At 70.1% G+C, this 25,162-nt stretch carries 23 protein-coding genes, 1 pseudogene and 1 riboswitch; of the genes and pseudogenes, 11 read left to right on the top strand and 13 right to left on the bottom strand.

Features of this window, described 5'->3' with window-relative positions:
* Nucleotides 1-128 precede the first annotated feature (128 nt).
* From ACFY3V_RS34210 to ACFY3V_RS34225, 4 genes are read right to left on the bottom strand one after another with little or no spacing between them, the layout of a single operon-like run.
* The gene (locus ACFY3V_RS34210; protein WP_362904718.1) at nt 129-677 is read right to left on the bottom strand and encodes a hypothetical protein; all 549 of its coding nucleotides are present in this window, start codon (nt 675-677) and stop codon (nt 129-131) included.
* Nucleotides 674-2,473 carry an ATP-binding cassette domain-containing protein gene (locus ACFY3V_RS34215; protein WP_362904720.1) on the bottom strand — a complete coding sequence of 600 codons (1,800 nt, stop codon included), beginning with the start codon at nt 2,471-2,473 and terminating at the stop codon, nt 674-676. The genes ACFY3V_RS34210 and ACFY3V_RS34215 overlap by 4 nt, the downstream gene beginning before the upstream one ends.
* A 2-nt stretch (nt 2,474-2,475) precedes the next feature.
* Entirely contained in the window at nt 2,476-3,555 is a 1,080-nt protein-coding gene (locus tag ACFY3V_RS34220) for an iron ABC transporter permease (protein WP_362904722.1), read from the bottom strand.
* Nucleotides 3,552-4,763: an ABC transporter substrate-binding protein gene (locus tag ACFY3V_RS34225; protein WP_362904724.1), complete on the bottom strand. Its 1,212-nt coding sequence runs from the start codon at nt 4,761-4,763 to the stop codon at nt 3,552-3,554. Before ACFY3V_RS34225 ends, ACFY3V_RS34220 begins: the two co-directional genes overlap by 4 nt.
* Nucleotides 4,764-4,929: 166 nt before the next feature.
* Nucleotides 4,930-5,111: riboswitch (cobalamin riboswitch) on the bottom strand.
* A 248-nt stretch (nt 5,112-5,359) separates the two neighbouring features.
* On the opposite strand from ACFY3V_RS34225, the gene ACFY3V_RS34230 reads away from it, so the two are divergent.
* The 7 genes from ACFY3V_RS34230 to ACFY3V_RS34260 all read left to right on the top strand — a co-directional run bounded on the left by ACFY3V_RS34230 (nt 5,360) and on the right by ACFY3V_RS34260 (nt 11,282).
* The gene (locus ACFY3V_RS34230) at nt 5,360-5,917 is read left to right on the top strand and encodes a hypothetical protein (protein ID WP_362904726.1); all 558 of its coding nucleotides are present in this window, start codon (nt 5,360-5,362) and stop codon (nt 5,915-5,917) included.
* A gap of 132 nt (nt 5,918-6,049) precedes the next feature.
* Nucleotides 6,050-6,670 carry a copper resistance protein CopC gene (locus ACFY3V_RS34235; RefSeq protein ID WP_362904728.1) on the top strand — a complete coding sequence of 207 codons (621 nt, stop codon included), beginning with the start codon at nt 6,050-6,052 and terminating at the stop codon, nt 6,668-6,670.
* A 10-nt stretch (nt 6,671-6,680) separates the two neighbouring features.
* Nucleotides 6,681-7,244 carry an MFS transporter gene (locus ACFY3V_RS34240; RefSeq protein WP_362904730.1) on the top strand — a complete coding sequence of 188 codons (564 nt, stop codon included), beginning with the start codon at nt 6,681-6,683 and terminating at the stop codon, nt 7,242-7,244.
* A 188-nt stretch (nt 7,245-7,432) separates the two neighbouring features.
* Nucleotides 7,433-8,038, top strand: coding sequence for an ATP-binding cassette domain-containing protein (locus ACFY3V_RS34245; protein WP_362904732.1), 606 nt, complete (start codon nt 7,433-7,435; stop codon nt 8,036-8,038).
* The gene (locus ACFY3V_RS34250; RefSeq protein ID WP_362904734.1) at nt 8,035-8,850 is read left to right on the top strand and encodes a metal ABC transporter permease; all 816 of its coding nucleotides are present in this window, start codon (nt 8,035-8,037) and stop codon (nt 8,848-8,850) included. The genes ACFY3V_RS34245 and ACFY3V_RS34250 overlap by 4 nt, the downstream gene beginning before the upstream one ends.
* Before the next feature lie 128 nt (nt 8,851-8,978).
* Nucleotides 8,979-9,641, top strand: coding sequence for a metal ABC transporter solute-binding protein, Zn/Mn family (locus ACFY3V_RS34255; protein WP_389779326.1), 663 nt, complete (start codon nt 8,979-8,981; stop codon nt 9,639-9,641).
* A gap of 63 nt (nt 9,642-9,704) precedes the next feature.
* The gene (locus tag ACFY3V_RS34260; RefSeq protein WP_389779289.1) at nt 9,705-11,282 is read left to right on the top strand and encodes an FAD-dependent monooxygenase; all 1,578 of its coding nucleotides are present in this window, start codon (nt 9,705-9,707) and stop codon (nt 11,280-11,282) included.
* Here ACFY3V_RS34260 and ACFY3V_RS34265 read toward each other — a convergent pair.
* Nucleotides 11,263-12,225, bottom strand: a complete 963-nt coding sequence (locus tag ACFY3V_RS34265; RefSeq protein ID WP_362904740.1) for a hypothetical protein — start codon at nt 12,223-12,225, stop codon at nt 11,263-11,265. The two genes, ACFY3V_RS34260 and ACFY3V_RS34265, sit on opposite strands and share 20 nt — an antisense overlap.
* Before the next feature lie 59 nt (nt 12,226-12,284).
* Nucleotides 12,285-13,475, bottom strand: a complete 1,191-nt coding sequence (locus ACFY3V_RS34270) for an MFS transporter (RefSeq protein WP_389779292.1) — start codon at nt 13,473-13,475, stop codon at nt 12,285-12,287.
* 272 nt (nt 13,476-13,747) lie between these two features.
* Here ACFY3V_RS34270 and ACFY3V_RS34275 point away from each other — a divergent pair, with 272 nt between their 5' ends.
* Nucleotides 13,748-14,347 (top strand): sigma-70 family RNA polymerase sigma factor, encoded by a 600-nt coding sequence (locus ACFY3V_RS34275; protein WP_389779294.1) that lies wholly within the window; start codon nt 13,748-13,750, stop codon nt 14,345-14,347.
* 69 nt (nt 14,348-14,416) lie between these two features.
* Here the strand turns inward: ACFY3V_RS34275 and ACFY3V_RS34280 are convergent, their stop codons facing one another.
* The 4 genes from ACFY3V_RS34280 to ACFY3V_RS34295 all read right to left on the bottom strand — a co-directional run bounded on the left by ACFY3V_RS34280 (nt 14,417) and on the right by ACFY3V_RS34295 (nt 19,867).
* Entirely contained in the window at nt 14,417-15,001 is a 585-nt protein-coding gene (locus ACFY3V_RS34280; protein WP_362904746.1) for a hypothetical protein, read from the bottom strand.
* Nucleotides 15,001-15,918: a hypothetical protein gene (locus ACFY3V_RS34285; RefSeq protein ID WP_362904748.1), complete on the bottom strand. Its 918-nt coding sequence runs from the start codon at nt 15,916-15,918 to the stop codon at nt 15,001-15,003. Before ACFY3V_RS34285 ends, ACFY3V_RS34280 begins: the two co-directional genes overlap by 1 nt.
* A gap of 545 nt (nt 15,919-16,463) precedes the next feature.
* A complete protein-coding gene (locus ACFY3V_RS34290) occupies nt 16,464-18,077 on the bottom strand; it encodes a class I adenylate-forming enzyme family protein (protein WP_362904751.1) in 1,614 nt (537 codons plus the stop codon).
* Nucleotides 18,074-19,867: a CoA transferase gene (locus ACFY3V_RS34295; RefSeq protein ID WP_362904752.1), complete on the bottom strand. Its 1,794-nt coding sequence runs from the start codon at nt 19,865-19,867 to the stop codon at nt 18,074-18,076. The genes ACFY3V_RS34290 and ACFY3V_RS34295 overlap by 4 nt, the downstream gene beginning before the upstream one ends.
* Before the next feature lie 219 nt (nt 19,868-20,086).
* On the opposite strand from ACFY3V_RS34295, the gene ACFY3V_RS34300 reads away from it, so the two are divergent.
* Nucleotides 20,087-21,214 (top strand): acyl-CoA dehydrogenase family protein, encoded by a 1,128-nt coding sequence (locus ACFY3V_RS34300; RefSeq protein WP_362904755.1) that lies wholly within the window; start codon nt 20,087-20,089, stop codon nt 21,212-21,214.
* Nucleotides 21,215-21,681: 467 nt separating this feature from the next.
* On the opposite strand, the gene ACFY3V_RS34305 is transcribed toward ACFY3V_RS34300, so the two are convergent.
* From ACFY3V_RS34305 to ACFY3V_RS34315, 3 genes are all read right to left on the bottom strand, one after another.
* Nucleotides 21,682-21,885, bottom strand: a complete 204-nt coding sequence (locus tag ACFY3V_RS34305) for a heavy-metal-associated domain-containing protein (RefSeq protein ID WP_362904757.1) — start codon at nt 21,883-21,885, stop codon at nt 21,682-21,684.
* Between the two features lie 310 nt (nt 21,886-22,195).
* Nucleotides 22,196-22,702, bottom strand: coding sequence for an ABC transporter ATP-binding protein (locus tag ACFY3V_RS34310; RefSeq protein ID WP_362904759.1), 507 nt, complete (start codon nt 22,700-22,702; stop codon nt 22,196-22,198).
* 12 nt (nt 22,703-22,714) lie between these two features.
* Complete coding sequence (locus tag ACFY3V_RS34315; protein WP_362904761.1) at nt 22,715-22,876, bottom strand: hypothetical protein; 162 nt, start codon at nt 22,874-22,876, stop codon at nt 22,715-22,717.
* Nucleotides 22,877-22,926: 50 nt separating this feature from the next.
* Here ACFY3V_RS34315 and ACFY3V_RS34320 point away from each other — a divergent pair, with 50 nt between their 5' ends.
* Nucleotides 22,927-24,108 (top strand): hypothetical protein, encoded by a 1,182-nt coding sequence (locus ACFY3V_RS34320; protein ID WP_362904763.1) that lies wholly within the window; start codon nt 22,927-22,929, stop codon nt 24,106-24,108.
* Nucleotides 24,109-24,269: 161 nt separating this feature from the next.
* Nucleotides 24,270-25,098: pseudogene (locus ACFY3V_RS34325) on the top strand (transposase family protein).
* Nucleotides 25,099-25,162 lie beyond the last annotated feature (64 nt).

Consider the following 25,162-nt stretch of genomic DNA (forward strand, 5'->3'; position numbering starts at 1 on the left):
GTTCCTTCCTCAGGCGGGCTGGCGGCGCGATACGCGACCGCCATACGTGCTGACTCCGGGCACCCGGTAGCTCTCCCGCACCGTCACGCTTCCAGCACACGACGCCACACGGCGGCGGAGCCCCCCTCTTATCCGTGCTTGAAGCCCTTTCCGGCGCGGTCCAATGGATCGGGGCCGATTCCGAGATAGGCGGCTCGAAGCTCGTCCCAGGCGATCAGCCGGTCGTAGTCGGGCGGGTCGAGGATCTGCTGGCGGTCGGTGAGGAACGGGTTGGGCAGCAGCACGGTCATCAGCTGGTCGCCCTGGCCGTTGAACATCCGCATCCCCCAGGAGACGGGGTGGCCGTCGGCGCTGATCGAGCGGTAGAGCTCGGCGCGGGCGCAGCGGCGGATCCGCCCGAGTTCGGGGCCGCTGGCGGTGTGCTCGCCGATGCACAGGTGAAAGTGCCAGCGGCCGAAGTCGACGGTGACATATCCGTCGTACAGGCTGATGCGTTCGGGCGCGTTGGGGGCGGCGACCTCCCAGGCCGCGCCCTGGACGATGACCCCGAACCAGATGTGCTCCCAGTGGTGCTCGAAGATGTCGGTGACCAGCGACAGCAAGGTGCGCTCGTCGGTGGGCAGCGCCCACACGTGCAGGGTGCCGGTGCCGTGTTCCTCGACGACGGTGTGGCTCATGCGGGTCCTCCGGCCTGTCGCAGGGTCAGCGCCCACTGCTCGCGGCGCGTGTCGGGGTCGATGAGGGCGCAGTCGCCGCATTTGCCGCCGTTAGGCAGGCGGTAGTACAGGCAGCAACTGCGCCGAACGAAGAACGGCTGTCCGGGAGCGGGTTCGACCAGGTCGCCGCCGCCCTGAAGCACTCCCAGGGCGAGCAGTTCGCGGCCGAGCACGATGGTTCGCGCGGCGAGTTCGGGGCGCTGTCGGGCGATGGTCCGGATGGTTCCGGCCAGGGCGGAGGCGGCGTTGCCCCACAGCAGCCCGGGGGCGATCTTCACGATCTCCCCTACGGCCTGCGCCAGCGGCTCCAGCAGCTCGGTCACCACGGTGTGGTGCAGCGCTCCGGCGACCCTGGCGGGGGCGAGGACCTGCCAGCCGTTCGGGCGCTCGGCGCGCAGCGGCAGCGGCCCGCTGGGCGCCTCCCGCCAGTGGAGGCGGGAAGGGCCCAGGTCCAGGAGCAGGTCGTGGGCCACCGCCGCGCCGATGACCGGTGACCACAGCCGGGCGGCCAACCCCTGGAACAGGATGGAGGCCGCCACTCGGGTCTCGTCGGTCCCTAAGCGTTCGGCGACGTCGGTGATCCGCCGCCGCAGGGATTCGAGGTCGGCCAGCAGGTCGGTGAGCGGTCGCCAGCCCGCTTCGGTGTCGATCGGGCCGATCCCGACTTCGAAGTAACCGCTGATCGTGGAGACGTCGGCGACCGCCACCGACACCATCGGCGGTGCGGCGGGCAGCAGCCCGGGCCGGGCGACGGCGAGCCCGGAGCGCGCCGTACGCGTCCAGGCGGCCAGGTCGGGCAAGGTGGCGAACCGGTGGATGGTGCCGTCGTAGGCCGCCTGGTAGCCGTCGCCCGTCCACTCCACCGCCAGCTCGGCGGGCCCGGCGCCGGCCGTACGCCAGTCCTCCCTGGCCAGCGCCCGCTCCAGCAGGGCGGCGTGCAGACCTTCGGCGAGGACGCGGACGGTACCGCTGGCCCCGCTCTGGAGCACGAACATGCCGGAGGTCGCGTCGAAGGCCAGTTCACCGCCGTCGAAGGCGGCGCCGATCACCTCCCGCGAGGTCAGCTCCTCCGGGGTGCCGGTGTGCAGGCGGCCCGCCGGGTCGATCAGCCACATCCGGTCGGCGACCCGCAGCGCCAGCTCCAGATCGTGCGTGGAGACCACGATGACCAGGTTCTTCTCGCGAGCCAGACGGCGCAGCAGGCCCATGAGCGCCACCCGGGAGGTGACGTCGAGAAAGGCGGTCGGCTCGTCCAACAAGATCGCCGCCGGTTCCTGGGCCAAAGCGCGGGCGACGAGGACCCGCTGGCGCTCGCCGTCGGACAGCTCGGTCACCGCCCGGTCGGCCAGATGGCCCGCGTTCACGGCGGTCAGCGCCCAGGTGACGATCTCGTGGTCGCCGGGCCAGAGGCGTCCGGTGAATCCGGTGTGCGGGTGGCGGCCCAGCCCGGCCAGCTCGCGGGCGCTCAGCAGCGGCGGCAGGTCGCGTTCGGTGAGCACGACGGCCAGGCTCCTGGCCAGGTCGGCGGCGGGCAGGGTGTCGACGTCGACGCCGCCGAGGAGCACCTGGCCGCCCAGCGCGGACTGGAGTGCGGCCATGGTGCGCAGCAGCGTGGATTTGCCGGTGCCGTTCGGGCCGATCAGCACGGTCAGCTCACCCGACAGGGCTTCGGCGTCCAGGTCGTCGAGCACGCGACGCTCCGGTTGCCCCCGCCTGGCGGGGTATCCGGCGTGCAGTCCGCGTAGTTCCAGGCTCATGCTCACACCGCCAGTCCAGTGCGGGCCGCGCGGCTGCGCAGCAGTACGGCGATCACCACGGGCGCGCCCACGATGGTGGTCACCGCGTTCAACGGCAGCACGACCCCACTGCCCGGCGCCTGGGTGGCCACACAGCACGCCAGCGCCACGGCGGCCCCCAGCAGGACGACCGCGGGCATTAGCACCCGATGGTCGGCGGTGCCCAGCAGCAGCCTGGCCACGTGCGGCACCGCCAGACCGAGGAAGGCGATCGGCCCGCAGTAGGCGGTCACCGCCCCGGCCAGCACCGAGGAGGTCAACAGGGTGAGCGTGCGCACCACCCGGACCCGCACACCCATAGTGCGCGCGTAGTTCTCGCCCAGCAGCAGCGCGTTGAGCGCTTTGACCCCGGCCAGCGCACCCGCCAGCGCGGCCACGCAGACCGGCACGAACACCCCGAGATCTCCCCAGGTGGTCCCGGCGAAGCTGCCCAGACCCCACATGATGAACTGCTGGGCCCGCTGCGGGTCGGTGTAGACCAGCAGCAGCGTGATGAGCGAGGTGGCGGCCGACCCCACCATCACGCCGATGATCAGCAACGTCACCACCGACCTGACCCGCCGCGACAGCACCAGCACCAGCCCCAGCACCGTGGCCGCACCTGCCGAGGCGGCCACCACCACGCCCGCGCGGCCCAGGCCCGCGATGCCCGCGGTGAACGCGCCGGCCGCGCCGCCCCACCCGATGATCACCAGCGCCACGCCCAGGCTCGCCCCCGAGCTCACCCCCAGGATGTACGGCTCGGCCAGCGGGTTGCGAAACAGAGTCTGCAGCTGTACTCCCGAGACCGACAGGGCCGCTCCGGCCAGGGCCGCGGTGATGGCGCGCGGCAACCGTACCGTCCAGATGATCTCCTGAACCCCCGGGTCCGCGCCGGTGTCACGCACCAAGGCGAGCAGTGCCTGGTTCAGCGGGATCGAGGTCGAGCCGAGCAGGACCGCCAGCGCGAACGCCAGCGGCACCGCGACCCCGATGACGGCCAGAACGACGCTCCGGCGGCGCCGGGCCGCCGCCGGAACACCCGCGAGGGCCAGAGCCGTCACTTGGCCAGCTGCTGGTAGAAGGTGAAGGCGTGCCCCGGCGCGAGGTCGGGATGCAAGATCGCTACCAGGTCGGCCAGGATCAGGTCCGGGTGGCCGACGCCGCGCTCGTAGAAGTCGTTGCCGCCCCCGGGGCCGAGCGTCCTGTTCGCCGACCAGAGGCTTCCGGACTCGAACGCGCCGAACTTGGCGTAGCGCGGGTCGGCCTTCTCCACATCGGCCAGGCTCTTCCACTCGTTCACGGCGGCCAGCCACACCTCGGCGTCCTTGGCCTTGGACAGCACAGCCTCCAGGTCCAGGGTGGTGCTGCCGGGGCCCGGCGTGTCCGCCCACGGGTAGGTGCCGCCCGCGTCCTTGATCAGCCCCGCGACGTAGCTGCCGCCGTTGGGCACCGACCACTGCCCCTCGTACATCTGGCCCGGCAGCACGGTGACCGGTGCGGCGGCCTTGGCCTTGGCGGCCAGGGCGGTGTAGTCGGTCTCGACCTTGCCGAACACCTCACCGGCCTTGGCCTCGGTACCGGTCAGCGCGGCCATCACCTTGATCCACTCGGCGCGGCCCAGCGCGGTGGACTCCAGCCATTCCGCGTTGGCCACCACCGTGATCCCGGCCTGGCGCAACGGGCCGTAGGCCTTGTCCTCGGTGCCGCCGCTCATCAGCACGTCCGGCTTGGCGGCGATCACCTTCTCGGTGTCGACTTCCTGACCTTTGGCGTACTCGGTGATCTTCCCGGCCTTCACCTGGGCCAGTACCTGGGGGGAGGCGATGTACCCCGCCGACGAAACACCGGTGAGCCGCTCCAGCACGCCCAGGTCGGTGATGAACGGCAGGTGGGTGGTCGAAGCGGAGAACAGCCGCTCGATCGGGGTCTCGACGGTGACCGCCGCGGCCAGTTCGCCGGTGAGCGCGGGAGCAGGGGTGCCGCACCGCACCAGCACGTAGGTCTCCGGTTTGGCGCCGGGGGCGGGCTGCTTGACGGTGAGGACCTGATAGTTCTTGGCGTAGGTCAGCGTGAAGTTCGTCGCGTGCTCCACCTTCTGCTTGACCGGGAAGTAGTCCTCAGCGGCGTCGAAGCTCGTGACGCAACGGCCCTCGGCCGAAGGCGGTGCCGCCGAAGCGCTCGGTGAGCCCTGCGGCGCGGGGGCGCCGCAGGCGGTGGCGGTGAGCAGGATGGCGAGCAGCACGCCGGTGATCGGGCGGGGGATGCCCATAGGTGGTCTCCTGGAAACTGGCCGCGGCCACCGTTCCTCGACGGCTGCCGCGACGGGCGAGAGGCCGGATCACCAGGAGAGTCCTGCACGACGGGCAGGCTGAAGGGCCCTATAGCGGGAGAACCGCATGACGGCCACCGTCCTCTCTTGGGGAGATCCGCCCCATTTCGTGAGGAGGCGACAGCGTGAGTCTCCTGGCTCTCGGGTCGATGCTCCTCCCGGCCTTCCCACCCGCACGCGGGCAGTGGCCTGTTCGGGATTCACTCGCCGATCACAGTGGCGGGACCGCACCGGATTCACACCGGCTTCCTCGTTCCGCCGTCGCCTACGCCGACCATGTTCGCACAACCACCATTAACGACAAGCCCCCGACCGGTTCGTTCAGTGATCGTTGCAACGGCGTCCGGGACCGCACGCACGGCCGCCATGGGAAACGAGGCGCTCTTCGCATGACCGTCCCGCGTTTCGGGTGAACGGCGGGAGCCGTTCCCACGTATGTCCGGGTATGAGATTCACGCACCCGGCCGCGACGGCCTGAGGCATGATCCGCTGTCCCGGTCTTCTCGGCGAGCCACCCGGCTGACAGGATGTCCTTTGTGACCCCTACGGTGTCGGCGCTGCGCGTGCCACGAGCCGTCGTCTTCGCGACGATGTGCCTTGTGGTCTCCGCGGGCGGCCACGCGCTGGCCGGGGGCGGCCTGATCCCGCCGCACGTGGCCGTTCTGGGCGCACTGATCGCCTTCTGCGTGGCGTACGCGCTCAACGGGCGCGAGCGCGGTGTGGAGGTCGTGCTCGGCGCGACCATCGGCGCGCAGATCCTGCTGCATGAGCTGTTCAATCGCGCCGCGCCCGCGCCGCAGGCGATGTCCTCCGCCGAGCACGGCCATTCCGGCCTGGGCATGACGATGATCCATCTCGCGGTGGCGTTGGGCACCGGCTGGTGGCTGCACAGAGGCGAGAGCGCCCTGTGGCTGATGATCCGCCTGTACGGCGGGCCGAGGCCGCTGATCCGGCTGTTGTTCGCCGTCCCCGCCGAGGTGGCGTCGCCGGTGTGGCGGGCCGTTCCGGCCGCCGATGTCCGGCCGTACGGCGGCTGGGAAATCCTGCCGGTGCTGCGGCGGCGCGGCCCACCCGCGCCGCGACACGCCGGCTGAAGGACCTGGAGGAAGGGTCCGGAGGGCGGCGTGCCCCCGTGACCAGACGCCCTCCTTTTTCGCTGGAGGCGTTCCTTCCGTTTCGCCGGTCTGTGCCAAGGGCACGGCCGGAGGTCCCTTCTGGAGTCCACGATGGCGTCCCTGCCACGATCCGTCCGCACGACCGTTGTCACCGCCCTGTGTTGCGCCATATTCGTCCTGCTCGGCGCACCCGCCGCGCTCGCCCACGACCGTCTCAAGAGCAGCTCTCCCGCCAAGGATGCCAAGGTCTCCGCCGTCGAACGGATCAGGCTGGAGTTCAGCTCTCAGGTCCGCTTCCCAGCGGTCGCGCTGCGCACGGCGAGCGACACGATCATCGACATCGGCAAAGCGAAGGTCGCAGGTGACACGGTCACCTCCGACGTTTCGGCGCCTCTGGACCCGGGTGACTATGTGATCGCTTGGCGGGTGGTCTCCTCCGACGGTCACCCGATCGAGGGGGAGACTCCCTTCATCGTGACCGCCCCGGCGACACCGTCCGCGAAGGCCGCGCCGACCGTCGCGACCACACCGGTGCCGGAGCCGACGGCTTCAGCGTCCGCACCGGTGGTCGCGCAGCCCGTTTCGCCTGGCCCCGCTTCCGCCACCGGCGAGCAGGAGAACGCCGGGAGCCTGCCGGGCTGGATCTGGGTCGCACTCGCCGCGATCGTGGCCATCGGCGCGGGCATCTGGTTGCAGGCCTCTCGCCGAGGCCGTTCCGGCGGCGCGGAGTGATCCGCCGGCCATGCCCGCGCACCTGACGTTACGTCTCGCCCGCGCCGCGGCCTTCGCCGTGGTGTGCCTGGGGCTCGGTGTGCTCGCCCACGTGTCCGGCGGGGGCGTCGTCTCCGCACCGGCGGCGGCGTGCGCCTTGGCGCTGGCGTTCCTGGTGGCGCTGCCCGCGACCGGCGGTGAACGCGGCCTGGGCGTGATCTGGCCGTTACTGGCAGGCACGCAGGTGGCGTTGCACCTGCTTTTTTCCACGGTTCACCTCATCGCGCCGCTGGCCGAGGTCGGCGGGCACGCGCATTCCGGTTCCGGGCTGGTCCCCGGGCTGGGCATGGTGGTGGCGCACGGCTGGGCGGGAGCGCTGGCCGCTTTGTGGCTGGCGCGCGGCGAGGCCGCGCTCTGGGCGGTGCTGCGCCGCCTCGCCGTCCGGCTGTTCCGGTTGCTGAGGGTCCGGTGTAGCCAGACGGCCGCGCCTGCCCGCCTATGGCGTACGACTTCCCTCGCACCGCCGCTCCTGCGGTCCGCGCTATTGCGGTACGCGCTCAGCGGGCGGGCCCCGCCACTGCCGATCCGCGGCTGAACCGCTCCCTCTTCACGGGCTGCCCCCACAGGCGGTCCCGTCTCTTCACGATGCCCTCCCGGGCGGACCCGGTCCGCCCTGCTGCCGCCGTGCCCCTCCCCCCCAACCGGAGTACGCCCATGCCCGTCCCCGTCCCCGTCCCCTTGTCCGGTTCCCCGGCGTCCGCCGCCGGTCTACGCCTGTCCGCCGTGAGCTGTCGGCACGGCCGGCTCCTCGCGGTGGACGCCGTCGACCTGGCGCTCGCCCCTGGCGAGCATCTGGCCATCACCGGCACCAACGGCTCGGGCAAGAGCACGCTGCTGCGCGCGCTTCTTGGACTGCATCGCGAGGTCTCCGGGGTGATCGAGGTCTCGGGACGGCGGGCGCGCACGCCGGCCGACTGGGCCCGCCGCCGCTCCGAGGTCGCCTGGATCCCGCAGCGCCAAGCGGCCGGCCGCTTTCCGCTGCTGGTGCGCGAGCTACTGGCCAGCGGCGGACACGCCGAGCGGGCGTTCGCCGCGGCCGAAGACCTGGGAGTGGGCGCACTGCTGGAACGCCCGCTGGCCACCCTGTCGGGTGGCCAGTTGCAGCGCGCCTATCTGGCGCGGGCGCTGGGACAGGTCGCGGCCGGGGCGGGGCTGGTGCTGGCCGACGAGCCGACCGCGGCGCTGGACTTCGCCGGTCAGGAGCAGGTCGCCGGCGTGCTGGCCGGGCTGGCGGTGAGCGTGGTGGTGGTCACCCATGACCGGGTGGTCGCCCAGGCGTGCGGGCGGGTGGCCGAGATGGCCGCCGGGCGGCTGCGGGAGGTCCGGTGAACTCGATCTGGACGCTGCTGGAGATTCCCTCGGTCCGGCTGGCCCTGGTGGCGCTGCTGCTCGGTTCGGTGGCGCTGCCGATCGTCGGGGTGTTCATCGTGGGGCTGGACATCATGCCGGTCCGTTTCGCGATGATGCACGTGGCGCTGCTGGGCATCGCGATCGGCCTGCTGACCGGGCTGGATCCGCTGCTGTGCGCGCTGGTGCTGTGCGGGCTGACCGGTGGTGCGCTCACGCCGCTGGCCCGCAGCAGCGCGGGGTTGTCGGGGGCGATGGGCCTGCTGATGACGCTGGCCATCGCGGCGGCGCTGCTGGTGTTGTCGATCTCCGGGGTGAACGCCAACGGGGCGTTCGAGCTGCTGTGGGGGTCGATCCTGGCCACCCGCCCCGGGGACGTGGCCGCGCTCGCCGTCCTGGCCGCGCTCGTCCCGGTGCTGTACGGGCTGCGCAGGAAGGACCTGGCCCTGCTGCTGCACGACCGTGAGCTGGCCATCTGCTCGGGCGTGGCCGTGGAGCGGCTCACGCTCGTCCTGCTGGTGGTGATCGCGGTGGCGATCGCCTCGGCCATCCGGCTGACCGGGGCGTTGCTGGTCGACGCGCTCACCCTGCTGCCCGCCCTGGCCGCGCGCCGGGTCGGCCGGTCACTGTCGGCCATGGTCGGCTGGTCGGTCGCCTTCGGGCTGGTCTTCAACCTGGGCGGCTTCTTCCTCGCCCTGCTCTTCGACTTCCCGCCCGGTCCGGTGCTGGTGCTGGTCGGCGGGGTCTGCACCGTCCTTCTCTACTCGATTCCGGAAAGGATCCTCACGAAATGATCATCTTGCGCCGATTCCGTCTCGCTGCCTTGGCCGCTGTCGCCGCGCTGGCCATGGCCGCCTGCGGGAGCACCGAGGAGGCTTCCCCCTCCGCTTCTCCCACTTCATCCACGGGAGGCGGTTTGAAGGTGGTCGCCGCCTCCACCTGGGAGGCGGGGTTCGCCAAGGCCGCGGGCGCGACCGACATCACGGTGATCGTCCCACCCGGCGTGCACCACGCCGCCGACTACGACCCCAAGCCGTCGGATCTGGCGAAAGTGGCCGAGGCCGACGTGGTGCTGTACGCCGCCTTCGAGGGTTTCGCCGGCAAGCTCAAGGAGGCCGCCGGGTCCAAGGCCAAGCTGATCGAGGTCTCCCTGGACAACGCCCCCGACAAGGTCAAGGCCGAGGTGCGGCGCCTGGGCGGTGAGTTCGGCACCGCCCAGGCCGCCGAGGCGTGGACCGCGGCCTTCGACACCGAGTACACCGCGTTGAGGGAGAAGGTCACCACCGCCACCAAGGGCACCGCGCCGGTGATCGTCTCGCAGGCGTTCGTGGCCTGGGCCTCCGATCTGGCCGGCGCTCAGCCCGCCGGGGTGTTCGGCCCGCAGCCGCCCACCGCCAGCCAGATCTCCGAGCTGGCCGCCAAGAAGCCCCGGCTGGTGCTCGACAACTCCGCCATGCCCGGTGGGGACGCCCTCGCGGGTGTCGAGGCCAAGCGTGTGGTCATCAACAACTTCCCCGACCAGGGGCTGGATCTGCTCGCCGTGTACCGGGCAGGCGCCGACGCGCTGACCGAGGCCCTGGGCTGACCGATTGTGCGGGGCGGTTCCGTACGAGCCGCCCCGCCCCCCTTTTTTTCTGGAAGGAGGCACGTGGACGTTCCCGTGCTCATCGTCGGCGGAGGACCGGTCGGCCTGTGCGCGTCGATCGCGCTGTCCGGGTTCGGGGTGCCCTCGCTGCTCGTCGAACGGCATGCGGCCACCTCGGCCTTCCCTAAGGGGCGGGCGCTCAGCATCCGCACCATGGAGGTGCTGCGCCGCTACGGCCTGGAGGAGGCCGTGCTGGCCGCCGGAGTTCCCCGCGAGGAGAGCCTGCACTTCTTCTTCGGCACCTCCCTGACCTGCGCCGACCACATCCGTAACAGCAACCTGCCCGACCCGGCGCGGGCGGCCTTCAGCCCTGCCTTCACCGCGGTCTGCTCCCAAGACGTGCTGGAGCCGCTGCTGCGCGAGCACGCCGAGTCGCTCGGCCCCGGCTGGGTGCACTTCGGCCAGGAACTGATCGCGTTGAAACAGGACGAGCAGGGGGTGACCGCGCGGCTGCGCGACACCGACGGACAGACCTCGACGATCCGTACCACCTATGTCGTCGCCGCAGACGGCGCCGACAGTTTCGTACGGCGTGAGCTCGGCATCGCCATGTCGGGCGAAGCCGCCCTCAGCCGCAATCTCAACATCCTGTTCGAAGCCGACCTGCGCCCACACCTCGCCGACCGGCTCAGCCTGATCTACACCATCGCCAATCCCGCACTGACCGGCACGTTCATGACGGTGGACAACCGGCGCCGGTGGCTGTTCAACCTCGTCCACGACCCCGCGCGCCGCGCGGTCGACGACCTGACCCCCCGCGACTGCGCCGATCTGATCCGCGCGGCGGCGGCCGTACCGGATCTCGACATCGACGTGATCGCGACCCAGGAGTGGACCGCCGCCGCGTTGCTGGCCGACCGTTACCGGGCAGGCCGGGTGTTCCTGGCCGGAGACGCGGCACATGCCATGACTCCCTACGGCGGATTCGGGATGAACTGCGGCATCCAGGACGCCGACAACCTTGTCTGGAAACTCGCCGCCGTCCTGCAGGGCTGGGCGGGGCCCGAGCTACTCGACTCCTATGAGGCCGAGCGGCGCCCCGTCGGGGCCGACACCGTCACCCAGAGCCGTCGCAGCCTGCTCGCGACGCTGGAATCCACCGCCGTCATTCCGGGCGTGGACGGGCCCCTGCCCCGCTCGCGCCCCAGTGACGGGCTCGTCTTGGGCTATGCCTACGACGGCCCCGGCGCGGCGGTGGTCTCCGACGGCACACCGTCACCCGACCTACCGGATCCGGTCTCCGCCTACCAGCCCTCAGCCCGCCCAGGACATCGCGCTCCCCACCTGTGGATGCGCCATGACGGGCACGAGATCTCCACGCTTGACCTCGTCGGCACCGGCTTCACCCTGCTCACCGGACCGGACGGAGCAGCCTGGCGAGAGTCGGCGCCGGAGGGTGTGCCGCTGCTGGTGCACGCGGGAGACACAGATATCGCCGCTGCCTACGGCATCGAGACCGACGGGGCCGTCCTCATACGTCCTGACGACCACGTCGCCTGGCGGTGTCCCCGGCTGCCGGATCATCCGGAGCAGGCCGTCGCCCAGGCGCTTACCACGACGCTCAGCAGGCGAAGGGGCTGATCACTCCGGTGAGGATCGCCAGCCCCACGGCCAGGAAGAAATCGCCCCATACCAGTTCGTGGCGAGTGGCCACCCCATGGCCGACGTCGTAGCACCCGTTCAGGAGGCGGCCGTCGTGCAGGTGCTCTGTGACCAGTTCGCGGAGCACGGCGGCGGCCCGATCCCGCAGCCGGGCCGCCTCGTCCCCAGAGGCCCGCGCGGCCAGCTTGAGAGCGGCGACGGCCTCGATCGCGGCGGCCGAGGTGTCCGGCGGCCCGCCGGGACATGCCAGGGGGATGGCGGGCGAGGCTGCCGCGAAGCGGGCCGTCACCTGGGAATGGCCCAGCAGCCTTTGCCGCTCACCCTCGTCACCTGCGTCGGCGACCGCCAGCGACAGCCACGCCACCGTACGACTCCAGCCGGGCGCCGGATCGGAATGGTGCGCCCAGGCGCCGTCCGGCAGTGCCCGCCAGGCCGGGCGCAGTTCCCGCTCACCCGTCGTCAGCCCGAGCTGCAGATCGAGCTGGGTACGGGCGGCCGTGATCCCGGCGGGCCCCGACAGGCGCAGGAGTTGCAGGAGGCCGGGCAGCCCGTCGACCCGAGCCACCTCGCGGGGACCGCCGAACGCCTCCCCCCAGGGCACCAGCCCGAGCCCGGGGTCGTAGGCGTTCAGGCAGGCGCGGGCCGCGCGGTCGCGAAGCGCCGCCGCCGCGGCGTCCCCACCCGCCACGCCGAACGCGGTGCCGTACCAGAAGATCAGACCCCGGGTCGCGGTGTCGGCCTCGATCCAGGGGCCGAGCAGCGCGGTGCGGCCGGTCGCGGCGGCTCGGTCGGCGAGATCACCGCTCATGATCGCCCGCAGCCAGAGCAGGCCCGCCCAGAAACCACCGGTCCATGACCCGCGGGCGGTGGTCGTCCAACGGCCGGAGCCGGGGTCTGCGTGTAGCGGCCATCGCCCGGCCACTTCGGTTTCGGTTGTCCCTGCCCGAACCAAAAGCTCCACCAGCGCTTTCTGCGCCCAGATCATCGGCGCGCTCCGGCCCGGAACCGCAGTGGTGCCGCGACGGCGGCAGCGGCGGCGAACTCGGCGGCCACCAGCACCCAGCCCGGCCCGTACCCCATGAGCTCGACGAGGATCGCGAACAGTGGCGGCCCGGAGGCGAAGCCGGTGAAGAAACCCGCCGAGACGAGCCCGGAGGCACGACCGGCACTACGAGGGTCGGCACGCTTGATCACCGCGACCATCGTGACCGCGTTGCCCGCGACGGCGAAGGCGCCGACGGCCGCCGCCCCGGCCCAGACCAGAAAGGGAACCGACGAGGCCGCCACGAGCAGCAGGGCGGCCCCGCACGCTCCCGCCGCGAGGGGGGCCAAAAGCACTTCGGGCCGGCCCAGACGGCCGGCCCGCCGCGACCAGCCGACCCGGCCCGCCACCCCGGTGACGCCCAGCGCGGCGATCAACCATGCCGCCACGACCGGCCCCAATCCCAGCCGCTCCACCCCGAACAGCGCGAGGTAGGTGTTCACCGCGGCGATCCCGCACCCCAGCAGGAAGGAGAACAGCGCCAGCCGGCCGACGCGGGCGCGCGGCATGTCCAAAGGAGGCGGCGCCTGCGCGAGGCCGGGGTCGGGCGGCAGCGCGCGAAGGGCCCAGTAGGCGACGAGGGCGGCGAGCGCGGCGGCCGTCCACACCGAACCACGCCATCCCGTCCAGGCGGCGAGCGCCGCCAGCGGCAGTCCCGCCGCGAAGGCGCCGAGCTGCACCCCGGACTGCTTCCAGCCGGTGACCGCGCCGCGCCTGGCCGGTTCGACCACAGCCAAAATGATCTTGTTGGTCGCGGGGTTGGCCAGCGCCTGCGGCAGCCCGCCCAGGGCCACCGCCGCCAGCAGGACGAACGTGTTCGAGGCGGCGCCGATCAGGGCCAGCGCCACCGCGGCCAGCAGCAGCAGGGCGACCAGGCTGCGACGGGCGCCCAGCCGGTCCACCCAGCGACCGGCGGTGAGCGACAACAGCGCGGCGACCCCGAACCCGGCGGTCGTGGTCAGGCCGATCGCCGCACGGGAGATACCCGCCTCCCCGACCAGGCGCGGGCCGAGCGCACCGATCAGGAAGAGCTGAAGCATCGACACACCCATGGCCGCGGTGAGCAGAACGGTCACCCACCGTTCCCCGGCCATGCCGGGAGCGGGGCCTGCCGGTCGTTCCAGCCGCATCGCGGCCTCCTTCCCCTGGCGGAGTCCTGGTGACGACCGCGCTCCAGACAGTCGCTCGCGGGCCCGCCGAGGTTCCCACGAGAGCGGGCGCGATGACGCGACCCGCACGAGAAGCCGTCCGGCCACCTCGCGCACCACGCCCTCGTGGCCCACCTGCCCGGCCCCAGTGGCCGCCCCGCCCCTGTGCCCCTGTCTCCTCCACCAGCCCGTCAGGGGCCACCCATCTCCGGACCGTGTATCCGTTCTGCACCGCGACCCAAGGAACGACCATCATGAGTTCTGTCACGCGCGACCACCGCGCCCCCGACCATGACACCCCCGCATGCTCTGACGAGCAGCTGACGGTGCTCGCACTGGCCGCGCGCGGAGGAGCGCCCGCGGACGTCGAGGCCTTCACCCGTGCGGTCTACACCGATGTAAGCAGATTCATCGCCTACCTGGCCGGGACCCCGTCGGCGGAGGACCTGACCCAGGAGACGTTCGTGCGCGTCCTGCGGAGTCTGCCCCGCTTCGCCGGCCGCTCGTCGGCCCGGACCTGGCTTTTGTCCATCGCCCGGAGAGTCGTCGTCGACCGGTTCCGATCGGCGTCCTGCCGTCCAAAGATCGCCGATCTCGCCGACTGGCAGGCCGCCGCCGAACGATGTCAGCCCCGTGGGCTACCGGGGCGTGAGGACGGAGTGGTCCTGGCGGACCTGCTGGCCAAGGTGCCCCGCGAGCGGCGTGAGGCCTTCGTGCTCACCCAGATCGTCGGCCTGCCCTACGCCGAAGCCGCCTTGTTGATCGGCTGTCCGATCGGCACGGTGCGCTCCCGGGTCGCGCGAGCCCGCACCCAGCTCATCGAATCGCTGCAAGCCGCCGACCGGGCCGCCTGATCGAAGACCCTTTCCCGGGCCGGAGTCACCCCGGTCCGGGAGGCGCACCCTGCACAGCAGCGAGGCATATTAGAAAACGGCGAGGAGCCATGCGAATCCTTGGGTGATCACACCTAAAAGAACAAGCAGTACCGCGTCTCGGAACACAGTGATGTGTGTGGCGACGGTGTTTTCTCCAATGCGTACCGTACGCGCATAGGAAAGCGCGAGAATCGGGAGAATCGGTGGCGACTGTCTCGAAAGCCGTGTGCTGTCGATAGTACCGATCTCTTTGCGAACCACGGTGACGGCAGCTGACCCCAAAAGCCCAAGCATCGTGCTGGTGATGCTTACGCACCAGACGACAAACGACCATGGAGTCGGAGCCGCAGTTATGGTTTGAACGCTAGCAAGGACGACCAGGAGAAGCGCGAGAGCGGTCGGAAACAGAAATTGGGCGCGTCCGCGAATCTGCTCCAGGTCACTCAACTGCCGATCGAGCTGTCGGCGCCCTTCTTCGACGAGAAGAGTTAACTCTACCGAGTCCCAATCGCGCATTTCACCGGGTTCAACACGGTGAAGAGCGAAAACGGGCACCTTGCGACCAGGCCATAGCCCGGATAGATGCCGAAGATAAACCGTGACTTCAGATGGCAGCGCATCTTTTTCTGCCACTATGAATTCCGCCCCAGCCAGGAGGCGATAGCCGATGTGACCGGATCTGCGACGCTAGAGGGAAGGAAAAGCCATTGGCCCGCCGGGTTAACGTCCAACAAGTAGGCGCCGTCATCGCCGATCACCCAATCCTGGCTGGTGTAGCCCAAGCTCAGTTCGGCCGCAATGGAAAGGGCTCCGCCTGCAACCTCCTCTGGTAGATCAACAGGAGTGAACGATCGATGCGCAATCGGGGCGGCGCGCCAGTCCATCGGCTGACCTGATGCGTCAAGCTCAGCCCCCCAAGCATCGCCGCAGACCGTCACAACACGTAGGTGAGAACGGGCCGCGATCCGTTCCTGAATCAAAAAGGGTGCCGCCGCGAGCGCCTGCAACTCGGGAGAGTCGGCGTTTACGGCGGTTGCGAACACCGTGAAGGGCTGATCGCCGTCGAAAAAATGCCCCGGACCAAGCGGCTTGAGAACGAGATCGAAACCCACTGCATCCCGCACCGCTACGGGATCGTTAGTGACAACAGTGGGTGGAGTGCGAACCCCGATCCGCATGGCCGCAGCATATTGAACGAGTTTGTTTTCTGAGGTGATGAGTGCATCGATGTCCGTAAGCCATTCGACGCCACAGGTGCGTAGCGCAGCTGTGAGAAGTGTCAGCCAGGCCGTCTTCTCTGCGGCCTCGAGAGACTCGACCGCTACCCCTCGGTTCCAGTCGGCGGGAGCCAGCCGACGGATCCATCCGCGGATGCCTCGGTCCGAAGCCAGCTCGATATTCGCATCATTGCCGGTAAGAGTCAGCCGGGCGTCCTGCATGCAATAAACGCTATCTGCCAACGTGGCAGCGTTCATAACATACGGCGGAGGCGAAGATTTAATCTGATCGAGGACCGCCATGGCATGCGGGTCATCCAGGTCGCCGATCACGATCGAGGCGGATGATTGGCTCACGGCATAGGAAGGCCGGTGCCCGGAAACGCACCGACCGCTCGGTCGTTGTCGACAGTTTCGATCGCTTCGGTGATTATCGTGTCAGGTGGTGGTTCACTCATCGCTGATGGCGAGGCCTGGCCAAGTCGCCGATATAACCCTCGGCGCCGTTCGGGAGTCGGCCAGGCTTCGCCGGAATCTTCCGTAACCATCGCGTAAGGCTACGCCATCAAGGATCAGTTCGCAGGTAGTCCCGGCACGTAAAACAGAGCGAACGAGCGATCTTCGTCGACAGTTTCGATTGCCTTGGTGTTCAGAGTGTCAGGCGGATCCTCATCGGGTCGCGCAACTGCCGGTTCGGACAGCAGGGAGTACAGCGAGAGCGAGCCGCCATCGGCTGCCGTTGATATGACCACGAGCATCCAGCGTAGTTGCGTCTCAGGGGTAAGGCGACCCTGAGCGCTGAATTGCTGACTGGGTTTTGCGGGGTTTCTCACCGGGCCGGAGTTGCCACCGGCCTGGGAAGATCGCACTGATCCGTGCTACCCGCGAAGCAGTAGATCGCGTAGCGCGTTCCGGTCGGGCTTGCCCGCCGGGGTCAGCGGCAGTTCCTCCACCACCAGCAGGTGTTCGGGGTGCTTGCCCCGATCGAGTCCCTGCTGAAGCAGGTGGGAGGTGAGGCCGGCGAGGTCAGGAACGTGGCCGGGGCGCGGCACCACGCAGGCCGCCAGCCGCTCCCCCATCACCTGGTCGGACACTCCCAGGCACACCACCTCGCGCACCTCGGGATGGGTCGCCAGCGCGTGCTCCACCTCGGCCAGGCTGATGTTCGCACCGCCGCGGATGACGACCTGCTTGAGCCTGCCGATCAAGCGCAGCCGCCCGTCGGCGTCGATCAGACCCAGGTCACCGGTGCGGACCCAGCCTTCGGCGGTGCGGTAGCGCTGGTTCAGCTCCGGTGCGCCGACGTAGCACATCGGGGTCATCGGGCCCCGTGCGATGATCTCGCCGAACTGCTCTCCGTCCGGCGCGGCGGCGATGCGGATCTCCGCCACCCGAGGGTCCGGCAGGCCCACCACCACGCCGGGGCCGGGATCGTTCATCGGGACCGGGCGGAACCCGCTGTGGCAGTTCACCCCGTCGGCGGAGCCGTACAGGTTGATCACCGGGCAGCCGAAGGCCTCACCAGCCTCAGTGGCCGTGGCCGCGTCCAGCTCCGCGCCGCCCAGTACCAATGCGGTCAGGGGTGGGGTCGTCCCGAAGTCCGGGTGGTCGAGCATCATGCGGATCATGGTCGGTACGGCCAGCACGTGGGTGGGCCGATGCTCACGGATCGCGGCCAGCGCGGACCGGGGGGAGAAATGGTCGAGGAGCACCAGGCAGCCGCCGTGCCGGGCCAAGGTGACGGCGGTGCCGTTGCTACCGAAGGCCGAGGCGAGCGGGACCAGGAACAGGCAGCGTGGCGTGCTTTCGTCGGGGATGAGGGTGGCCATGAAGTTGCCCCGCCCACCGGCGAGCGCGTTGTGGGAGTAGGCGACCATCTTGGGTTCCGACTCCGACCCGGAGGAGACCAGGATGCGGGCCGCACTGTCGGGGTCAGGCCTGGCCGGGACGAAGGCGCCGCCGTCGGCCGACAGCACCTCACTCCAGGCGACGCTGCCCGGCGGAGGTTCCTGCGGACCGGCGGCGATCACCGCCCGCAGGCCCGGCAGATCGCCGGCCGCGGCCACCAGGTCGCGGGCATGGGCGGCGCCCCGGTGGTCGATGGCGGCGATGACGGCCCGTGCGCCGGAGCGGCTCAGCAGGGAGGTCGCTTCGGCCACCCCCCGACCTGCGGGGAACGGCAGTGCCACCGCGCCGAGTGCCGCCACGGCCAGGTCCGCCACGACCGCGTCCCGGCCGTTGGGCAGCTGGACGCCGACGACGTCGCCCTCGCAGACGCCGAGCCCGCGCAGCCCTGCCGCGGCCGCCCGGGCCAGGCGGTCCAGTTCGGCGTAGCTGAGCTCGCCCGCCGTGTCGATCACCGCGATTCGGTCCGGGGCGGCCAGGCGGCGGGTGCGAAACAGGACGTACAGGTCGAGGTCCGGGCAGGTGCCCTCGGCGGCCCACCGGCGCCTCAAGGTGGTGGGTACCAGGTCGTCCAGGTGCAGGGTCATGCGAACCTCCAGGGAGCGGGTACGGCCAGGGCCCCGTGCTCGTCACGGGCGAGGGCGGCTGCGAAACGCGGGTCGGCGGGCAGGGCCTCCAGCGAGGTCGTCACGGCGGTGGCCCGCAGCCCCCGGCGCCGAAGCGAGGCCAGGGCCTCGGCCGAGGTCATCGCGGTGATCTCGTTGAGAGAGGTCGCGCCCACCTGTCCGGTGGAGTCGTCGGCGACGCTCACCCAACCGTCCGTCGTCCGCAGGGGACGGCGGAAACCCTCCGGAGCGCGGGCCCTCCCACCGTCGGCGGCCCGGCGCAGCGCGGGCCCGGTGAGCAGCTCGGCCGCGCCCAGCAGCGAGGAGTCCACCCGCACGGCGCGGCCGTCGCGCTCGCGCAGCAGGAGTCCGGCGAGCACCGCCTCGGCACCGAGCAGGCCGCCGAGAACGTCCAGCAGGGTCATCAGCGACGGCGCGGCCGGCTCACCGGCGGGCCGCACGGCCTCGCCCACACCGGTGCGGGCCTGAACCATGAAGTCGGTTCCCAGCGGCACGTCGGCCAACCGCCCGGCCCAGCCGCTGGTGTAGACGTAGACCAGGGCGGGGTTGACCGCCGACAGGTCGCGGTCGTCCAGGCCGAGGCGCTCGGCCGTGCCCGGCGCCCAGTTGTGCACAAAGACGTCCGCGTCCGCGACCAGGTCGCGCAGCCCGGCCCGGCCGGCGGCCGACTTGATGTCGATCTCCACCGCGCGTTTGCCCCGGTTGAGCGCCAGCCACCGGGCCGACAGATCACCGCACATGGGCGGCATGCCGCGCAGCGGATCCCCGCCAGGCGGCTCGATCCGTACCACGTCCGCGCCCAGCAGGCCCAGCAGGTGGGCGGTCAGCGGCGCCTGGATCCGCCGCCCGGCCTCCAGGACCGTGAGCCCGGCCAGGGGGCGGGCGGTCTCGGCCTCCGTGCCCCGCGCGGGCGGTCCGCACATCGGAACAAGCGGCGACAGCCGCCAGGGCGCCGCCGGGCGGGGTTCGGCCAGACGGTCGGTGAGGGAGCGCAGCGCGCACACCGAGGCGCCCGACTCCGTCGCGGCGTGCCGCACGCCCTCCCAGGTCGCCGCGCGAGCCTGCGCGTGCAACTCCTCGGGAAGTGGACAGCAGGCGGTGGCGTAGCGGAACTGGAAGGACTTCCACGCCGATCCGGCGAGACGCTCGGCCACCCCCAAGGCTCGCCAGAACGTCACCCACGCGGCCGGGTCGAGGGTCTCGACCTCGAAACACACACCATCGGCCGTGGTGAAGGGCGGCCCGCCGGGCGAGAACGGCACCGCCTCCTCGTCCCCGGCCGTGGCGGCCGCCAGATACTGGCCGACGGCGAGCAGCCCGGCCAGGTCCACCCCGGTCCGCACGGTCTCGACCGCACAACCGCGGGCCCGCCCGACCAGGGCGGCCAGGAGTCCCTGGACGGCCAGTACCGAGCACGCGGTCGTCAGGTAGTCCGCGGCCAGGCCACGCGGCTCGCCGTCGCGGCGGCCGTGCACGTGGGCGACCCCGGTCGCGGCCTGCGCGGTGGCCTCGTCGCTCACCTCCTCCCGCGGGGCGAGAGCGGCCCAGACGATCTCGGCGCTGAGCGGGCGCCCGTCCGTACCACTGAGTGACACGATCCCGGGGCCTTCCGACGCGGCCGATCCGAGGTCGGCGGCGCCCAGCAGGACCAGGTGCCGGGCGGCGACGGCGGTGAGGGCGGGTGGCCCCACCGCCCGCAGGCCGAGGCCGTCGAGCGGGTGCGCCGCCGTGACGGTGACGGGGTGTGCCATGGCTCTCCTCTCCCGCGGCGGTGACCGCGAGTCGTGCCTGACCGCGAACGGGAACTCCGCCGCGCGTCTACGCGACCTGTTCCACAGCAGGAAGTCGGATGAAATTTTCAATCAGTTCCCGACATGTCTGGAGTTGGAATGTCACAGCAGGCCGCCATCACGACCGATACCGGACTATCCGACGGGGAGACTTGGGGCGCACCCCCCTGCCCACCGCAGGTGCTTGCACTGCGTAAGCGGGTGGCCGGATTCGTCCGCGAGCAGGTCATGCCGCACGAGGCGGAACTGGACGCGGGCGGCGCGCCCGCGCGCGAACTCCTCGCCCGGCTCAGGCACCGAGCGCGCGCCGAAGGGCTCTGGGGACTGCCTCTGCCGGCGGAGCTGGGCGGCGCGGGCCTGTCGCTGACGGAGTACGCGCACGTGGCCGAGGCCGAAGGCGCGAGCGATCATGGTCCGGGCGTGCTCGGGTCCACGGCGCTGCTGGACGTGACGACCCTGGTCAAACACGCCGACCCCGCCATACGAGACCTCTACCTGCCCCGGGTGGCGAGCGGGCGGCTGACCATGTGCAACGCGATGACCGAACCGGAGGCGCCCGGCTCGGAACCCGGCCTCACCACCACCCGGGCCGTCCAGGAGTCCGACGGCTCCTGGACGGTCCATGGACGAAAGTGGTTCGTCACCGGCGCGGGCGACGCGGACCTGGCCGCCGTACTCGCCCGCACCTGCGGCACCCCACCCTCCACGACCGGCCTGTCCCTGCTGCTCGTCCCCACCCGCGCGCCCGGCTTCCGCGTGGTCCGCGAGCTGCCGGTCCTCGGCGTGGGCGGCCAGTGGGAGATCGCCCTGGACGCGGTCACCGTCCCGCCCGGCCACCTCCTCGGGGAGGCCGGGCGGGGGCTGCACGTGGTCGCCGAACGGGTGAGGCTTGGCCGCCTGCTGCGCTGCCTGCGCTGGCTCGGCCAGGCCGAACGCGCCTTCACCCTCATGCGCGAGCGAGCCCGCTCACGGCCGACGGCCTCGGGACGGCTCGCCGACCTGCAACTCGTCCAGGCGCTCGTCTTCGACGCCCTGCTCGCGATCAGGACCACCCGCCCGCTGGTGTTCGAAGCCGTGGCCCTGGTGGAGGCGGAACTGGACGCCAGGGTCGAGACCGGCCTGGCAAAGGTGGCCGCCGCCCGAACGCTGCAACAGGTCACCGACGCGGCCATCCAGGTCCACGGCGCGGCCGGACTGGGCCCCGACACCCCGCTGCCCGCACTGTTTCGCACCGGCCGGATGGCCCGCCTCCTCGACGGCCCCGACGAACTGCACATCACCACGGTGGCCCGCAGGGTTCTCAGCTGAGTTCACCAGACAGGCACCGCCGTGTGGTGTGCCTCATCATCAAACATGCGCGGAGGCGCGACCCGGTGGAAGGGGCAGCCGCCGTAGAAAACGATCGGCACAGTGAAGGCCGGCGAGCCCCGGGCCCGGTGTCCACAGGATCTGTGGCCAGGGCAATCACCCCGACCCCGGGACCGCGGAGATTACAGCCGCTCCTTCAGCGGTCACAGCGCTCAACACTCGTCGACCGGCCTAGCCACCTCGGTGGTGGATCCGGCGCGCACCACCTCGGCCACCAGATCGGTCGAATCGAAGCCGGCGAGAGTAGTTGACCGCCACGCTCGACCCCGTCGAGCCTGTTCAGCTTGCACTCGGTCCGGCCCGCGCTGGCCCCGCGCAGGTCATGCAGCCGATGGAGAGTTCCGTCGTCACGAAGTGTGCCGCTGTCACCGATGTCCCTGTAGTCGGTGGGATGCCGTGGGTCGGCGTCAGGCGACCTGGAATCCGGCCTGTTCGACGACCCCGCGCATCGCGGGGTCGTCGGCGACCCCCCTCCAGGTCACGTCCATTCTGCCTGTGGGCAGATCGATCGCGACCCTGGTCACTCCCGGCACGTCGTGCGCCTTCTTGGTCAGCGAGGCGACACAGTTCTCACAGTTCATGCCCCGCACCACGTACGTGTTCGTGTCCACGATTCTCTCAATCGATCGGAAGTATGACGATATCGACATTCAGGCACATATCCATAACCCGTCGAACGGGCACCACCGTGAGGTACGGCCAATCAGGCGGCCAGGTTCGATCCTCTTCCCGCTCCGCGATGACGGCACCAAGCTCGAAACCGCAGAGGGACCGCATGCTCGTCGCCACCCGTCCCTCCCACCTCCTGAGTCGGACACGAACCCGGAAAAGTTCCCGCGAGCTGTGGAGGTGATCCGACGGGCTCGGTAAACGAGACCATCGCCGACGCGTACCCCGCCGCGTCACGAACGGAGCGGCCGATTAACGGCTCCGCCGCTGTGCCTCACGAGCCGATGCCGCCCCGGGGGGCGGAGAATGAGATGGGCGCGTTCGGCCCCGGGGACGCTGGTGACATGGGCGTCGACGTCGAACACCTCCCTGACCGAGGGACGGGGTGAGAAGTCGTGCGGGGGGCCACGCGACGATGCGTTCCCCGGCGAGAACGTAGAGGTGGTCGCAGTAGGTGGCGGCTAGGTTGAGGTCGTGCAGGGCGGCGACGACGATGACACCGGTCGAGGTGATCAGGTCGAACAGTTCGAACTGGTGGCGGACGTCGAGGTGGTTGGTGGGTTCGTCGAGCACCAGGATCGAGGATTGCTGGGCGAGGGCACGGGCGAGCAGTACATGCTGTTTCTCACCGCCGGAAGGAGCGGTGTAGCGGCGGTCGGTGAGATGAACGACCCTGGCATGGGTGAGGGCGTCGGCGACGATGGCGGTGTCCTCGGCGGTGTCCAGAGCAGAGGGACGCTTGTGCTGGATGCGTCCCACCGCGGCTATCTCTCAGACCGTGACATCGAAATCGAAGTAGGTCTCCGGGCGAAGCGCGGCGATCAGCTGAGCGGCGCGACGCGAGGTGAGCCGCCACAGGTCCTCGCCATCGACGATGACGTCTCCCCGCATGAGGGGCCAGATCGAGTCGTCCCAGCATTGGTTGGCATGCACATCGGGGAACTGCCGTCGTCATGCCATCGCAACAATGCCCCGCTTGGTAAATGCTGAAGTCTTTGGTGGGCCGATGCGCCAGGATGAACGCTGTGATGGTGGACTTGGACTCCTACGAACTCCTTTGGCCCACGGCATTGTTCGTCACCGAGGGACAGCGGGTAGCGCGCTCCAGCGGGGGAATGTGGAGCGATCGCGTCATCTGGCTACTGACCGAGGCGCTGTCAGGGACAACAGCGGTGGCCGACTTCGAGGATGTCGCGAACCTGAAGGGCTTTGGACAAGCAGATCCCTGGCCTCCGGCGGACCCGTGGGCGTCGGCGTCACCACAGGCGGCAAACGGTGATCCCCAGCGGGAATGGTTCACCGAGCTGATCGATCGAGCCAGCGAACTGCGGCACGCGACCGCTCCCCGAGCGTACTGGCCGCAGCGCCGCACCGACACCTTCCCTTCCTTACACAGTGGTCTCAGGGATGTACGCCGCGAGTTCGCCCGGACCGTCACCGAGTTCGAGGACAACGGCTATCTGGTGGAGGCGTTCGGTGAGGAGTGCGTCGACGATCATCGAGAACTCCCAGACCCTGCGGAGGTCATCGATCGTCGTCTTGGCATCGCCGGACTGTGGCCACTGACCCCCACCGCGTGGGACGACGACACCTTTTACGGACTCGTAGAGGTATTCCATGACCTGGTCAGCCGTCCCCGTCAACGCCGATTTCACTCATGGAACGAGTGCGGCTGGCACTACTCGGAGTTCCACGCCGTCCCTGGACAGACCTTATATCGATGGAAGATCAACCACATGCTGCACTCGGCTGGCATTGAGTACAAGCTCGCCGCCGAAGGGGAAGACCTCGGGCGGTTGGTGGCGGTCACCGATGATGCCCGCAGCCATCTCATCCAGCAGGTCTTGCACGCCTCAACGCCCAATACCAAGGACCAGGTCGAGCACGCGATCGCTCTTTTCCGTAGCCGCTCCACCTCGCCCGAAAACAAGCGTTCGGCGATCATCGCGCTGGCCGGAATCCTTGAGGAGCGTCGTCAGTTGATCCGCGACGACATCGGCAAACCAGACGAAGGCGCGCTGTTCGAGATCGCCAACCGCTATGCCCTGCGTCACCGCAGAGCCGACCAGCGAGGCGACTATGACGCCGCGTTCTTGGACTGGATTTTCTGGTGGTACCTGGCCACGGTGGAACTCACCAATCGTTTGATCGCCGCCCGGCAGTGAGGTGATCTCACCAAGATCAATAAGGGCGGTTGTGATTCGATGCCTTCAAAGCGGCGCCCGCTGACATGAACCGGGATGGATCGCGATGCCCCTGAAATAGGCGTGGAGCTTTCGGTAGAAGAGGTCTCACCACAAGTCTTCTTCAGTCCAGAAAGCCCCACGTGATCACCTATCGTGCCACGCTCGATGTCCCCCGGGAGCTGGTTTGCCATCTCTCGCTGCTGCTGTCGGCCGAGCGCCGCCGACTGGGCACCCGCTCGGGTTCTCGGGCACTGACCTGTTTTGAGCAGGCGGTGATGGGATTGCGCTGGTTTCGCGACCGCACCGCCCCGGCCGCCCTCGGCCGCGACCACGGCATCTCCCGCGCCACCGCCTACCGCTACCTCGACGAGGTCATCAACGTCTTGGCCGACCAAGCCCCCGACCTGCACCACGCCCTGCAGCGTGCTACCGATGAGGGCCTCACCCACCTGATCCTGGACGGCACGATCATCGCCACCGACCGCTGCGCCGAAAAGACCATCAGCGTCAAAGGCGAGCCCATCGACCTGTGGTACTCCGGAAAGGCCCGCCACCACGGCGGCAACATCCAGGCCCTGTCCGCGCCCTGCGGCCTGCCGCTGTGGGTCTCCGACGTCGAACCCGGATCGGTGCACGACCTGACCGCCGCCCGCACCCACGTCCTGGGCGCGCTGTACAAGGCCGCCGCCGACGGGCTTCCCACCTTGGCCGCCTGGAGGCTACGACGGCGCCGGCATCGGCATCCTCACCCCGGTCAAACACCCCTGCGACGGCCGACCCCTCGCCCCCGGCACCCGCACCCGCAACGCCCTCCTGCGCGCCCTGCGCTGCCTGGGAGAACGCGGCTTCGCCCTACTCACCCAACGCTGGCGCACCCTCCAGCGCATCACCGCCAGCCCCAGCCGAATCGGCGACATCGTCAAAGCCGCACTCGTCCTCACGCACTTCGAACACGGCTACCTGAAATAAAAGTCGCTGAGATCACCTCAGTAAATCACTTGGGTTTTGACCTCAAGTTCTCCATCGAATCGGT

Origin of the sequence: Streptosporangium sp. NPDC000095, assembly GCF_042899335.1 — a bacterium.
Taxonomy (GTDB): domain Bacteria; phylum Actinomycetota; class Actinomycetes; order Streptosporangiales; family Streptosporangiaceae; genus Streptosporangium.

Bases quoted from the DNA above. Each gene is read 5' to 3' on its own strand.
- ACFY3V_RS34210 (WP_362904718.1), bottom strand. From the start codon at position 677: ATGAGCCACACCGTCGTCGAGGAACACGGCACCGGCACCCTGCACGTG.
- ACFY3V_RS34215 (WP_362904720.1), bottom strand. From the start codon at position 2,473: ATGAGCCTGGAACTACGCGGACTGCACGCCGGATACCCCGCCAGGCGG.
- ACFY3V_RS34225 (WP_362904724.1), bottom strand. From the start codon at position 4,763: ATGGGCATCCCCCGCCCGATCACCGGCGTGCTGCTCGCCATCCTGCTC.
- ACFY3V_RS34235 (WP_362904728.1), top strand. From the start codon at position 6,050: ATGGCGTCCCTGCCACGATCCGTCCGCACGACCGTTGTCACCGCCCTG.
- ACFY3V_RS34240 (WP_362904730.1), top strand. From the start codon at position 6,681: ATGCCCGCGCACCTGACGTTACGTCTCGCCCGCGCCGCGGCCTTCGCC.
- ACFY3V_RS34270 (WP_389779292.1), bottom strand. From the start codon at position 13,475: ATGCGGCTGGAACGACCGGCAGGCCCCGCTCCCGGCATGGCCGGGGAA.
- ACFY3V_RS34275 (WP_389779294.1), top strand. From the start codon at position 13,748: ATGAGTTCTGTCACGCGCGACCACCGCGCCCCCGACCATGACACCCCC.
- ACFY3V_RS34290 (WP_362904751.1), bottom strand. From the start codon at position 18,077: ATGACCCTGCACCTGGACGACCTGGTACCCACCACCTTGAGGCGCCGG.
- ACFY3V_RS34295 (WP_362904752.1), bottom strand. From the start codon at position 19,867: ATGGCACACCCCGTCACCGTCACGGCGGCGCACCCGCTCGACGGCCTC.
- ACFY3V_RS34320 (WP_362904763.1), top strand. From the start codon at position 22,927: ATGCTGAAGTCTTTGGTGGGCCGATGCGCCAGGATGAACGCTGTGATG.